Source organism: Bacillus sp. R45, assembly GCF_021729365.1.
In the GTDB taxonomy this organism is placed as follows: Bacteria; Bacillota; Bacilli; order Bacillales; family Bacillaceae; genus Bacillus; species Bacillus velezensis.
The window spans coordinates 524,456-537,099 of sequence record NZ_CP091421.1 but is presented as its reverse complement, the minus strand read 5'-3'; the positions used below and the strand labels follow the sequence as shown (position 1 = coordinate 537,099).

Sequence of the window (12,644 nt, the reverse complement as noted above, 5' to 3'; positions counted from 1 at the left end):
AAAGGAGATGAATCAGCAAAATATGTATCAAACCTCATAAAATCATTAAAAAGGAGTTCATTCATATGGCTAAAGAAAATAAACAAACAGCGGATCAGGGGATTTCAACTGGTTTAACCCTTCTTCTCGCAACGGCATGCGGTATCATTGTCGCTAATCTTTATTATGCACAGCCCTTGGCAGGATTCATCAGTGCGGCAATCGGGCTTTCTCCAAGCAGTGCCGGACTGATTGTCACGCTGACCCAAATCGGATACGTTGCCGGCTTACTGTTTCTTGTCCCTTTGGGAGACATTGTCGAAAACAAAAAACTTGTCGTGGTATCGCTCCTTCTAAGCGCAGCCGCTTTGACACTGACAGCATGTGTGAAGCATGGAACACTGTTTTTAGCCGCTGCGTTTTTCATCGGACTGGGATCAATCGCGGCCCAAGTGCTAGTTCCGTTCGCATCATACCTTGCGCCAGACGCCGCACGCGGCCGGGTTGTCGGCAATGTGATGAGCGGCCTGCTGCTCGGTATTATGCTTTCACGTCCGATATCCAGCCTGGTCGCTGATATATGGGGGTGGAATGCCATATTTGCTTTATCCGCCGCGTTAAGTGTTGTCCTGGCAATCGTCTTATCAAAAGTGCTTCCTGCCAGAAAACCAACAGCAAACACAAGCTACACCGTCTTACTCGGTTCAATGTGGAAGCTGCTGCGCACGACTCCGGTCTTACGCCGCCGTGCCATTTATCATGCGTTTGTATTTGGAGCTTTCAGCTTATTCTGGACGACTGTACCTTTACTATTGTCCGGTCCTGCTTTTCATTTTTCTCAAAAGGCAATCGCGCTGTATGCATTAGCTGGCATTGCGGGTGCAGCGGCTGCACCGATAGGCGGCCGTCTGGCTGATCGCGGCTTAACCCGGCTTGCCACCGGAATCGCTCTCGGTGTTGTCATCGTTTCTTTATTACTCCCGCTCATGATTCAGACCAGCTCCCCCGTCGGAATAGCAGTTCTGGTGGCCGCAGCTATCCTGTTGGATATGGGGGTATCTGCCAATCTCGTACTCAGTCAGCGTGCCATTTTTTCGTTGGCACCTGAATTCCGCAGCCGATTAAACGGATTATTCATGGCAATCTTCTTTCTGGGCGGCGCTATAGGATCATCAATCGGAGGATGGGCATACGCCTCAGGCGGGTGGAGTATCACATTATGGATTGGAATTGCTTTTCCGGTCATAGCATTGCTTTATTTCACCACGGAGAAATAAGCCTTTCACCAAAAATAAGCCGTCAGGACCAAGCTGACAGCTTTTTTTGGGGTGTATTCTTCTTTACCTCCATCCGAACAAAACATCCGGATTCATGAAAAGATGATATTGATTCTTTACGCCCCGCTCATATAGACGGGCGCATGCCCGCTGCCGATTCTTTCAGCAGCGGTAAAACCATGTCATAATATGTTTAGAAATAATTGTCCATAGGCAGGTGAAACACATGAAGAAGTATTTATATAAACACCTTTTTTTAGCTCTCGTTTCGTCCGTTTGCTTTTTATTGGTCTTTTATGTGGGTTTAAAAATGACACAGGAAGACACACCCCCGTTGTCTTCTTACCCGTTTTACCTTTTTATTTATCTTTACATAGCAGCCGGATATTTGACGGTCGGCCTTGTTTCAGCCTGTATGACTGATATCTTGAAAAACCGCTGGACATTGAATAAAACGTCTTCCATTGATTTATGTGCTGTTCGAGTCGTTATTCATCCTGAGAAAAGCTTCATAATCAGAAAAAAACATACCGCATGCTGCCGGTATGTTTTTAACATGCTTGTCAGTTGTCCGCGGTGATCCGTTTGATGTTTTCTTCCATCAAGCCGGAAATGAGCTGTTCGTTTGTATGAGGAATCTGTTTGAGCTGTTGTACGACCAGCCCTTGTCTTGCGGCTGAATGATTTTGACTCAGCTTTGCCTGTCCCTCTATTTTGCTGATTTTGATTTTAAAACCTTTTACCCCTTTGTTCATGCCTGCCAGCAATTTCGCATCGACATCCTCTAATTTGTACGGGCTGTCGGGGCTTTCGTATTTCAATACGAGATCACTCATCGACTGCACGGTTTCTTCCTCATCCAAAAGCTCCGCCTCTCCGTAAACATGAACCGCCACATAATTCCATGTGGGAACAGCCTGATTCGTCTCATACCATTTAGGCGAGATATAACAATGAGGCCCCTGAAAAACGGCTAATACGTTTTGGCCATCAATCTCTTTCCATTGGGGATTCGGCAATGCAAAATGACCGTATAAGCATTCGTTATTCTTACTCATCATCAATGGCAGGTGGGTTGCATACGGCATGCCCCCCGCCGTTGAAAACAATGCTGCGAAACCATACTCTTTGATTACATCGCACGCTTCAGCTTCACTCAGCTGAAATGGAGCCGGAATATACATACAAAACTCTCCTCTCTGAACATGGATTGATAAAGCGCTTTCCGCTATAATAAAATATCAACTGACATTTAAAAAGATACAGTTTCAAATAAATACACATGTCAGAGGAGAACATCTGATGAAAAATTTGATTTTCGCTTTCAGAAGCGGCACCCCGAAATACAAACAAATTTACGAGCAATTTAAAACATTGATTGAGCAAGGAAATATTCAGGCAGATGAGCGGCTGCCTTCCATTCGCGAGCTGGCGGATTCCCTGCGGGTAAGCCGCAATACAACGCTGATGGCCTATGATCTGCTTTTAGCGGAGGGATACATTCGCGGAGAAACACGCAAAGGATATTTTGCTAATGAAATAGAACCCTCTTTATTTCAACAAGAACATGATGTTGTTTACGCTGAGAAAACCGAATCAACTCAGCCGGCCCTGATTGATTTTCGCGCCGGAGCCGTCGATCAAAAGCATTTTCCTCTGAAAACATGGAGAAAATTATACAATCAAGTTTTGGCATCAGAGAAAAGCTTTCTGTACGGTGAACCGTTCGGCGAGAGAAACCTGCGTGAACAAATTGCCGCTTATCTCTTGGAATCACGCGGAGTGAAAACAGATGCGGATTCGGTTATCATCGGCAGCAGCACCCAGCAGATGCTGATATATCTCAGCCAGATTCTGAAAGAGGATTTTTCCGGAATTATCGTTGAAGACCCTGGGTTTGACGGTGCCAGAGCGGCATTTCAATTTCACGGGCTATCTCTGGAAACGATGCCGTCTATGAAAACGGAGCTGATTTTTCTCAATTGCATGCAATGAAAGAAAAATTAATCTATGTGACCCCATCCCATCACAGCCCTTACGGCGTAAGCATGTCCATTCAGCAGCGCCAAACACTGATCAATTGGGTGAATCATAGAGAGGGTTATATTCTTGAAGATGATTATGACAGTGAATTCCGTTATACACAGCAGCCGTTTCCCGCTCTTGCTTCCATTCAATCAGACCGGGTGATTTATTTAGGGAATTTCTCAAAATCCTTTCTACCGGGCATCCGCATAAGCTATATGGTTTTGCCGCAGCGCCTTTTGCACCGGTATAAAAAACGGTTTATTCATTTCGAAAGCACCGCTTCTTCGCTTAACCAGCTGACCATGGCTGAATTGATGAAGGCCGGTGAATGGACCCGCCATATTAAGCGCATGCGCACTGTCTACAAGCGTAAGATGCAGCACTTGACTTCACATATCAAGCAGCAGTTCGGCGATCAGGTGACGATCATCGGCGAGCAGTCGGGATTGTATATATTAGTAAGAGTTCACCTGAACTATACAGAAGAAACATTAATCGAACGCGCCTTTCAGTACGGAGTGAAAGTATACCCTACCGCTGTCTATTTCGTTGCCGGAAAGCCCGAACCGCCGATCATAAAGTTAGGTTTCGCCCATCTCGATACGGATCAGATCACACAGGGTGTACAGCTTTTGAGAAAAGCTTGGCTGTCATGAAAGAAAAAAGGCGCCGAACGGCGCCTTTTTTTATCTTTTATTTCGTATTTCTTGTGAATTTCGGCAGTCCAAATATAATGGCGGCGATGCCGCAGATTCCGATTAAAACGGGATAGAAAGAGTATGGCAGGATGCTGACGGGTGAAATATTCCCGAATTTCCCGGCTGATAACAGCTGCGCGCCGTAAGGAATTAATCCTTGTATCATACACGAAAAGATATCCAGAATACTTGCCGATTTTCTGTTGTCGATGTTGAATTTATCAGCAATATTCTTTGCAATCGGCCCGGCTGCGATAATCGAGATCGTATTATTGGCCGCAGCCAGATTCGTCACGCTGACCAATCCGGCAATGCCGGCTTCGGCGCCTTTTTTGGAACGGATTCGTTTCGTGATGAACTCCAGTAAAAAGTCGATCCCGCCGTTTTGTTTCATCACACCGACCATTCCGCCGATCAGCATGGACAGGATGATAAGGTCGCTCATTCCGGCAACTCCATCCGTAATCGCTTTAAAATAAGAATCAAACGTCAGGCTCCCGCCCGCCAATCCGATGATTCCCGTCAAAACCAATCCGCCGAATATGACAGCCATCACATTAATACCGATTAACGCAAAAACTAACACGGCGACATAAGGAAGCACCTTAATCCAGCTGTAAGATGCAGCATCCGTATGGAGGGCGTGGCCTGCCGGAATAAAAAATAAGATAATAACAGTCACAATGGCAGCGGGCAAAACAATCAGAAAGTTCGTTTTGAATTTATCCCTCATTTGTGTTTTTTGCGTCCGGACTGCCGCAATGGTCGTATCTGAAATAAAAGAAAGATTATCTCCGAACATAGCTCCGCCGACCACAGCCGCAATCGGTATCGCGCTGGAGATGCCAAGCTCTCCGCTCAAACCGGCGCTGATCGGCGCAACCGCCGCAATCGTGCCCATTGATGTTCCCATCGATATAGAAATGAAACAAGCAATGATAAACAGCCCCGGCAGCAAAAACTGCTGCGGAATAATGCTCAAAGCAAGATTGACAGTTGAATGCACCGCTCCCATCGCCTCAGCCGCTGAAGCAAAGGCACCTGCCAATATAAAAATCATAACCATAATGATAATATCAGGATGTCCCGCACCGGAAGCGAACCATTCTATTTTTTGATTGAGCGATTTCTTCCGGTTAAATAACAGCGCAAAAGCTGACGCAATGATCGCGGCAATCAAGATCGGCAATTTATAAAAATCTCCGGTCACCAGACCAGAGCCGACAAAAAGCCCTACGAATAAGACTAAAGGCAATAACGCCCAAGGGTTCTTTTTATTGTTCATCTGGGTAAACCACCTCTTTTCAGCATTAAAGTCGCTATCACAGTCTAAGCAACATTTCACACTTTAAAAGTCTGCAGTAAAAAAGTCAAGCTGAAAAAAGGATAAGTAATGATTGATAAGATAGAAAAAGCTGTTTTGTTTCCTCTCTTTAGAAAATAAAAAAACCAAGGCTCGTTTCCCTTGGTACATTTCATGCGGCCCGGCGCCCGGGACACCTTCTCTTCATTCAGAAATACATTCAGCTTTCAATCTGTTTTTAAGTTTCGCTTCATTTTCCAGGATATCTTCGTAATCCTCAATCTTCCTGTTTAATCGTTTTATGGTTTCATCAATTTCCCTCTGTTTCTCCGTCAGCCTTTTCCTTTCATTTATAAGGATGTTTTTTCGGGGTTCGATCGTATGATCGGCTCCTTCAATAAATAAAGCGGTATATTCAATCAGAGCCTCAATCGACAGCCCGGCACTTCTCATGCATTTTATAAATTGAATCCAATTCACATCACCTTCGTCATAATCGCGGATGCCGCTTTCATCGCGTTTTACCGGAGGAATCAGTCCTATACTTTCATAATACCTAAGCGTCGCGGCTGATAACTCAACCTGCTTTGCAGCCTGCGCAATCTTCATATTCTTACCACCCGTCCTTCATACCTTTCATAAGCGTGCCATTATAGAATATCATTTCATAAAAAAATAAACCAAACCCCTTGACTTAAAGTCCGCTTTAACATTTAAAGTAAAACCGAACAGAGGATTCATCACTTTATCTTGGAAAGGAAGATAACCATGTGCAATAATCATCCGACTCGTGTATTAAGCGCTCCGCATGCCAAAGCTAAATTTGAGCGGACGACGATTGAGAGAAGAGCATTACGGCCGCACGATATCCTGATTGATATTAAGTACAGCGGGATTTGTCACTCAGACATCCACAGCGCATTCGATGAATGGGGCGGCGGAATCTTTCCGATGGTTCCCGGGCACGAAATTGCCGGAGTTGTGGAAGCCGTGGGTGAAGAAGTCACCACATTTGCCGCCGGCGACCGTGTGGGTGTCGGCTGTTTTGTAGACTCCTGCGGGGAATGTGAATACTGCCTGAACGGAGACGAACAATATTGCACAAAAGGCGTTGTTCAGACCTATAATAACCTGGACTACGACGGAAACCCTACGTACGGAGGCTACAGCCAGAAAATAGTTGTCACTGACAGATTCGTTGTCCGTATTCCCGATCAGCTGGATTTGGATGCTGCCAGTCCGCTATTGTGCGCGGGCATTACCACCTATTCTCCGCTGAAACACTGGAATGCCGGTCCCGGCAAAAAAGTGGCGATTGTCGGAATGGGCGGGCTCGGACATTTAGCCGTTCAATTCGCGCACGCTTTAGGCGCAGAGGTCACCGTCCTCAGCCGCTCAATGAACAAAAAAGACGAAGCGCTTGAATTTGGAGCCGATCATTACTTTGCGACAAGCGATCCGGATACATTTACTGAGCTGGCCGGACGATTTGATCTTATTTTAAATACAGTATCCGCGAACCTTGACGTAGATGCCTACTTATCCCTGCTTCGCATTGACGGTACATTGGTAAATGTGGGAGCGCCCGCTAAGCCGGACTCATACAGTGTGTTCTCCTTAATCACGGGCCGCCGCAGCATTGCGGGTTCACTCGTCGGCGGTATTCCGCAGACTCAGGAGATGCTTGATTTCGCCGCCGAGCACGGCATTGCTCCTAAAATTGAAGTGATACCGGCCGATCAAGTCGACGAAGCGTACGAACGGGTTCTCCAAAGCGATGTCCGCTACCGTTTCGTTATTGATATTGCAACTTTATAATTCTCATAAAAAACATACCAATATCTATTGGTATGTTTTTTTCAGCCCAGATTATTTTTTATTTCAGCAGCCATCCGGGCACCGCTTTTATATAAACCAATTCGCCTATCAATTCAACGATCGTCTGTGTGACGATAACAGCAGCGGCTAATGAGGCCCAAGCATCCGGCAGAGCCAGCGCTAGCGGAAGGACTGCGAGTGAATTCCTTGTGCCCGTGCTGAAGATCAATGCTCTTCCTTCACCTGTATCCAGACGGAACGCATATGCGATAAAACGGGAGACAAACGGCATAATGAGCAGGAATAGCAGATAGATCGGAATCACACGTATAATGATGTCAGCATCATTGATGACTTTGCCGATTTGTGTGGCGACGACCGCCAATAAAACCAGAGCCATAAAAGGAACAGGCAGCCACGCCGTCCATTCCAACACCTTTTCTCCCGCCGGTTTCTTATCAGCCCATAATTGAGTCATCACCGCCGCCAGCAGCGGCACCGCTATTAACAATGAGAATGCTTCCAGAAACGGTCCCGCATGAACAGCCCCTATCACTTCTTTCCCGATAAACAGCCACAGGTATAACGGAAGCAATACCATCTGAACGGCGAACAAAACCGGCGTGGAAGCCAATATTAATCTCTCATTTCCTTTGCCGAGCTGAGTAAAGACGATGACGTAATCAATACAAGGTGTAAGCAATACCAAACAAACCCCTGATAATATAGGAGGAGATTGAGGAAAAATGGCGGTTAACACCCATACAACGACAGGTACAGCTAAGAAATTACCGATCAGTAAAGCCGCCATAAACTTGAGGTTTGACATGGCTTCCCTCAGCTTTAAGAATGGGATTTGGGCAAACATGGCATACATGAGAACAGCGATAAGCGGTGATATCGTCCATCCCCAGCGAAGTCCTGAATCTTTCCCGGCGATCCCCGCTAATCCGCCGATCACAAGAGTCGCACCATATATCCAAATTTGCTGTTTTTCTAATGTCTCTCTGGTTATTTTCATTGGCTGACACCTCTTCTCCGCCCATTATACCTTCTTTTCTGCCGGAATTAAAAAACACCAAGGGTCTGTGACACTTGGTGTTTTCAGGACGTGTTATTGTTGTCAAAACCGCTTACGAAAGCTTACTTGTGTTCTCTGTCCTGCCAACGAATAAGGTGACCGCAACACTGGCTGAACTGACCAAAGTTCCCAGGACGGCAGCAAGAATTGTCAAAAAGCCATTGGGAATCAGAAATCCAATCGGAATGAGGCCCGCAAACGTGAGAACGATAAAACATTGATAGACTCCGGATATGATTCTCACAACCAAGCTGCTAAAAAAGGACATGACGAATGGCGGAATGAACAAACATAAAATGATTCCGAGTGAGATCAATAAAATCATAGGCTCGTCAAAAGAAATGACACGATTGCCGGGAGACTCTTCAGCCGCCGCGAATACAGCAAATATAGACATCATCAGCGTAAGAAAAACAAGAAAAAACCTTTTCAGCAACGTTATGACTCCTTTTTTATAAAAACGGGTATCTTTTTTTCAATCACAATAACCATTTTATGTTATCAAATGAAATAATATGAAGTCAAACCGAGTTCTGCACCTGATTTATCGGTTCTTATTTTTTTGATAATTTCCATATAATTGTCCGCAAGCAGCATCTATATCAATGCCAAATTGACTTCTGACGGTCACGTTAATTCCTGCTGACTTTAATTTTTTATAGAAGTTTACAACTTGTTTCTCATTTACTTCTTCAAATCTCATAGGTGAACTAACAGTCGGGTTATATCTAATGATGTTTACATGGAACAAGTTCCCTCTCTTATATCTGCTTCTTAAAAGACGTACTACTTCATTCGCATGATCAATAGAATCATTAACTCCCGGCAGCATAATATAAGCAATATAAACTTTTCTTGAGGTCACACGTATATGCTCATCTAATGTGTCCATTACCTCCAATAACGGGAAGCGTTCATTTATCGGCATTAACTTGCTTCGCTGTTCATTAAAAGGAGAATGTAATGAAAACGTCAGGTTGACCTGCGGATAATCCTGAGTGATTTTTTTAATGCCCGGAATAATACCTATGGTCGAAATAGATAACCGACGAGGGCTTAAAGCAAACAACTCCGGATTTGTAAGCACATGTAAAGCATCAAAAACTTGTACATTCGCTAATGCTTCTCCCATTCCCATAAAAGAAATACTATCAATTGAATGTCCTTTTAAGTGAAAGTACAAAATTTGGTCAGTCATTTCATCTGATGTTAAGCTGCGTTTTAAACCAATATCTCCTGTTGCACAAAATGCACAGCCAAAATGACAGCCGCACTGCGAGGATATACAAAATGACTCCCAGCCAGCTTTATATTTCATATTGACCGTTTCTATTTTTTCGTCTCCTGAAATTTCAAATAAGACTTTTGTTACTTGCTCAGAATGCTGCACTTTTAAAGCAGCAATATTTAAAATTGACTCTCCAAACTCATTCATTAACAATTTTCTCAAGGATTTAGGAAGAACCGTTATTTCATTAAAATGATTTATTCTCCCTTTGAACACAGCATTTTTGATTTGATTCATTCTAAAATCAGGAAACTTATTTTGTTTCAGGAACTCTTGAATTCTTATATACTTGTTTTTTTGTTGCATGTTTTCTCATCCTTCCATAAAACTCTGGTTTGTTTGAGTAAATAGAAGGGAGTGATCATCTAACCTTTTTTTAAAATCAGGCACAAAAAAACACCGACACAATTATCGGTGTTACGCTTAAATAACATCATGCACAAATAAACAAGGACATTATGTCATTGGATTATCGTTTATTTGACATAGAGAAAAAGCACCGATAACTGTTTTTGTATGATGATTTGTCTTAAAAAAGGACAGACTGCTCCCTTTATCCGCCAAGATGTTTCCAATTTTTGCATTTTCACCATACAAAATTCCATAAATCGTTATCATCGCTTTCACCTCTTTCTTGTCAATATTAACAATAATCACCATATCATAAGGGTTCCCTTATGTAAAGTTAAACAAATGCTTACGCCCCCGCTAATGACAGTATTATAAAACTTGCTTATTAAGCCTAATCCAAGTACAGAAAGCGCGCTGATCACATGTTTCACTTATCCGCGACGGAACATTTCTTATATAATGGGTGACCGGCAGCTGCCTGCTTGAATCCCAATCTTCTTATAGTGATTTTTTATATTCATGACAGTATGATGATTTGTCACTTCAGCAATCAGATCGTTTATTCGATCCAGATTAATCGGTTTATTTTCTGATAAGCTGCTGAAGCTTTCTCTGATTTCTTCAGGATAGACATTTCCGGCCATGCTTGACAGGCCGTTACACCCGTTACTCAGCATCTTCGGAAATTCAACGTCTCCTGCCGCAAACAAAATAAAGTGATCAGGGAACTCTGTTTGTTTATGACGCAGAACGTCTCCTCCTTCTTTCAGCCCCCTTATCCCGGGATGCCGGCTTATTAAGTCTTTAAGCGCTTTCTCACTCAGATTAAAACCGGTCCGGCCGGGGTTATTATAAAGCACAGCCTCTTTAGAGGTATGACTGAGAAGTTCGTCAACGTAATAAACGGCTTGCTGCTGTGTCGGTCTTATATAAGGAGGAAAACCAATCAGTACAGAATCAATATTGGTTTTCTCGATGTGTTTCATCAGTTTGACGGCATCACTGGTTCTTACGGCTGAAACACCGAACATCAGTTCAACATCTTCAAATTTTCGCTGATTAACATACTCAATGATCTGAAGACGCTCATCTATGCTGAGTGAATGCTGTTCACCAGTCGTGCCGCATATGAGTAACGAATGGATACCGCTGTTTTTCAAATGTTCGACAATAGCATCAAATCCTTCTAAATATAAACTTTCATCTTCATGAAAAGGCGTAGGGATAGCAACATTAAAATTTCGCATGAGAATGTCCTCCAAGTACATATTCTTGAATATCTGCAGAGTATCATATAACACTGTCTGACATTTAAAAAGGTACAGTTTCAGATAACGCAACATGTCAGATGTAAAGCCGACACACAAAAAAAGCAGGCAAAGAGAGCCTGCTTCATAGCTTCGTCTTACAGCGGCCCATTCCCCGGATGGCTTGACAAATATGAGTAATAAGGCAAACTGATATAAAAATTGTGCTAATGAGGTGGGGTTAATGATTTTAGATTTAAAAGGTGAAACGCACATGGATCATCTTGTGGGAACGCTGTATTCTGCCGTTAATGAAAATGACAGCCGCTTAATATCCATTGTGTCAGACATGTCACAGCAGGAGATTGATTATAAAGGACCAAATCATCAACCATTCAATGGGGAATATGGCATATGGCAGACCATAATAGATATCATCAAGCTCATATTCATCAGCTTCGCAAATGGTATGAAGAGAAACAGAAACTTGGCAGTTAAAGCCGCTTATTAGGAGGAGCAACGATAAATTCATTACAAATGTCTATTTTCACTGACTGCCAATCAATTAAAATGGTCAGACAAAAATCGCTATTACATTTGCAACGTATCTTAATCCGGCCGGCGCAGTTGTAATAAAAAAAGACCGCTTTCCCCTCTTCTTCAACGTAACTGACATCATCATCTTCATTTTTCTTAACATAAGGTTCAGCAAATCGTTCCTCGGTATATTCCACACATTGCTTTCAAATGCAGGTGCAATTCTCCTTGAAACAGCAAATGGTTGTTTGGTTTATTGAATTCTTTCATATTAAAAAATGGAGTCATTTTAATGATCATATCAGTCTCCTTCCAAACGAGATTGCATTTACCCATTATTTGTTATTCTGCAACTGAATCATTATCTTTTATATCAGGAATTCTTACAAAAAAGTAAGGTAAGTGTAAGGTATTCGCATTTATTCGATATGCAGTGTTCATTAGAATAAGAAATATAAAAGGAGTGATGAAGAATGAAAAACATGAGCATTTTCATTATTATATTAGGCTGCCTATCGGTTTTCATATTAGGAGGCTGCGCTGATCAAGGCGCCGTGCTGGAAAGCGATTATTACGTACAAATTCACGGAAAAGCGGAAAAAAACAAAAATAATAGCAACTACGTTTACAATTTAGAAGGGTATAACGAGAAAGGTAAGAAAAAGATGGTTTCTTTCTTTGTTGAAAAGCCTTATCAAGAAGGTGACATTGTACGCGTTCCGAGGAGCTATGAGGGTTATACCGGAGAATCTGAAGCTATTAAGGCCGAGAAACTGCCTGAAAAGATCAAAGACCGATTCAACATTGAGAAATAACAGCGAGTTGAGCAGATATTTAAGTCTGCTCTCAATTTTTTACGACAGGTTCATTCGAATGCAAAATGCAGGATGGCTCCTTGGGCCACTTCTACATAAAAGATTGTGCAAATTAAGCACACCCTCCCCATTTTCTTTTTTTGGCTGGTTACAACTATCGGAAGTGGCATTGACAATTCTTCTATGGTCCCAAGTAATTAATGAACTCTATAGTGGGCGGAT

Annotated in this window: 11 protein-coding genes and 4 pseudogenes; 6 read left to right on the top strand and 9 right to left on the bottom strand. The window is 43.0% G+C overall.

The features are described from left to right. Nucleotides 1–65: 65 nt before the first annotated feature. Nucleotides 66–1,256 (top strand): MFS transporter, encoded by a 1,191-nt coding sequence (locus L3V45_RS02820; RefSeq protein WP_024084940.1) that lies wholly within the window; start codon nucleotides 66–68, stop codon nucleotides 1,254–1,256. Between the two features lie 226 nt (nucleotides 1,257–1,482). Beyond that, nucleotides 1,483–1,771: pseudogene (locus L3V45_RS19575) on the top strand (hypothetical protein). A 48-nt stretch (nucleotides 1,772–1,819) separates the two neighbouring features. Here L3V45_RS19575 and L3V45_RS02815 read toward each other — a convergent pair. Continuing rightward, a complete protein-coding gene (locus L3V45_RS02815; protein ID WP_043866865.1) occupies nucleotides 1,820–2,440 on the bottom strand; it encodes an FMN-binding negative transcriptional regulator in 621 nt (206 codons plus the stop codon). Between the two features lie 118 nt (nucleotides 2,441–2,558). Between L3V45_RS02815 and pdxR the strand changes: the two are divergent. Further along, nucleotides 2,559–3,940 (top strand): annotated as a pseudogene (gene pdxR / locus L3V45_RS02810) (MocR-like pyridoxine biosynthesis transcription factor PdxR). Between the two features lie 37 nt (nucleotides 3,941–3,977). On the opposite strand, the gene L3V45_RS02805 reads toward pdxR, so the two are convergent. Beyond that, nucleotides 3,978–5,267, bottom strand: coding sequence for a Na+/H+ antiporter NhaC family protein (locus L3V45_RS02805; protein ID WP_003156086.1), 1,290 nt, complete (start codon nucleotides 5,265–5,267; stop codon nucleotides 3,978–3,980). Between the two features lie 222 nt (nucleotides 5,268–5,489). Beyond that, entirely contained in the window at nucleotides 5,490–5,894 is a 405-nt protein-coding gene (locus tag L3V45_RS02800; protein WP_015388639.1) for a MerR family transcriptional regulator, read from the bottom strand. 159 nt (nucleotides 5,895–6,053) lie between these two features. Between L3V45_RS02800 and L3V45_RS02795 the strand changes: the two genes are divergently transcribed. Then, the gene (locus L3V45_RS02795) at nucleotides 6,054–7,103 is read left to right on the top strand and encodes an NAD(P)-dependent alcohol dehydrogenase (RefSeq protein ID WP_003156089.1); all 1,050 of its coding nucleotides are present in this window, start codon (nucleotides 6,054–6,056) and stop codon (nucleotides 7,101–7,103) included. A gap of 58 nt (nucleotides 7,104–7,161) precedes the next feature. Here L3V45_RS02795 and L3V45_RS02790 read toward each other — a convergent pair whose 3' ends face one another. The 5 genes from L3V45_RS02790 to L3V45_RS02770 all read right to left on the bottom strand — a co-directional run bounded on the left by L3V45_RS02790 (nucleotide 7,162) and on the right by L3V45_RS02770 (nucleotide 11,070). Then, the gene (locus tag L3V45_RS02790; RefSeq protein ID WP_003156091.1) at nucleotides 7,162–8,124 is read right to left on the bottom strand and encodes an arsenic resistance protein; all 963 of its coding nucleotides are present in this window, start codon (nucleotides 8,122–8,124) and stop codon (nucleotides 7,162–7,164) included. Nucleotides 8,125–8,236: 112 nt separating this feature from the next. Next, nucleotides 8,237–8,620: a hypothetical protein gene (locus L3V45_RS02785; RefSeq protein WP_014304429.1), complete on the bottom strand. Its 384-nt coding sequence runs from the start codon at nucleotides 8,618–8,620 to the stop codon at nucleotides 8,237–8,239. Between the two features lie 108 nt (nucleotides 8,621–8,728). Next, complete coding sequence (locus L3V45_RS02780; protein WP_003156095.1) at nucleotides 8,729–9,778, bottom strand: Cfr family 23S rRNA (adenine(2503)-C(8))-methyltransferase; 1,050 nt, start codon at nucleotides 9,776–9,778, stop codon at nucleotides 8,729–8,731. A 150-nt stretch (nucleotides 9,779–9,928) separates the two neighbouring features. After that, a complete protein-coding gene (locus L3V45_RS02775; protein ID WP_236837240.1) occupies nucleotides 9,929–10,132 on the bottom strand; it encodes a hypothetical protein in 204 nt (67 codons plus the stop codon). Between the two features lie 143 nt (nucleotides 10,133–10,275). Further along, nucleotides 10,276–11,070, bottom strand: coding sequence for a dihydrodipicolinate synthase family protein (locus L3V45_RS02770; protein WP_003156098.1), 795 nt, complete (start codon nucleotides 11,068–11,070; stop codon nucleotides 10,276–10,278). A gap of 244 nt (nucleotides 11,071–11,314) precedes the next feature. On the opposite strand from L3V45_RS02770, the pseudogene L3V45_RS02765 reads away from it, so the two are divergent. Continuing rightward, a pseudogene (locus L3V45_RS02765) lies at nucleotides 11,315–11,568 on the top strand (hypothetical protein). Between the two features lie 92 nt (nucleotides 11,569–11,660). On the opposite strand, the pseudogene L3V45_RS02760 reads toward L3V45_RS02765, so the two are convergent. After that, nucleotides 11,661–11,907, bottom strand: a pseudogene (locus tag L3V45_RS02760) (GNAT family N-acetyltransferase); the annotation flags it as partial. A gap of 173 nt (nucleotides 11,908–12,080) precedes the next feature. Between L3V45_RS02760 and L3V45_RS02755 the strand changes: the two are divergent. Then, nucleotides 12,081–12,422, top strand: coding sequence for a YxeA family protein (locus tag L3V45_RS02755; RefSeq protein ID WP_003156104.1), 342 nt, complete (start codon nucleotides 12,081–12,083; stop codon nucleotides 12,420–12,422). The last annotated feature ends 222 nt before the right edge of the window (nucleotides 12,423–12,644 follow it).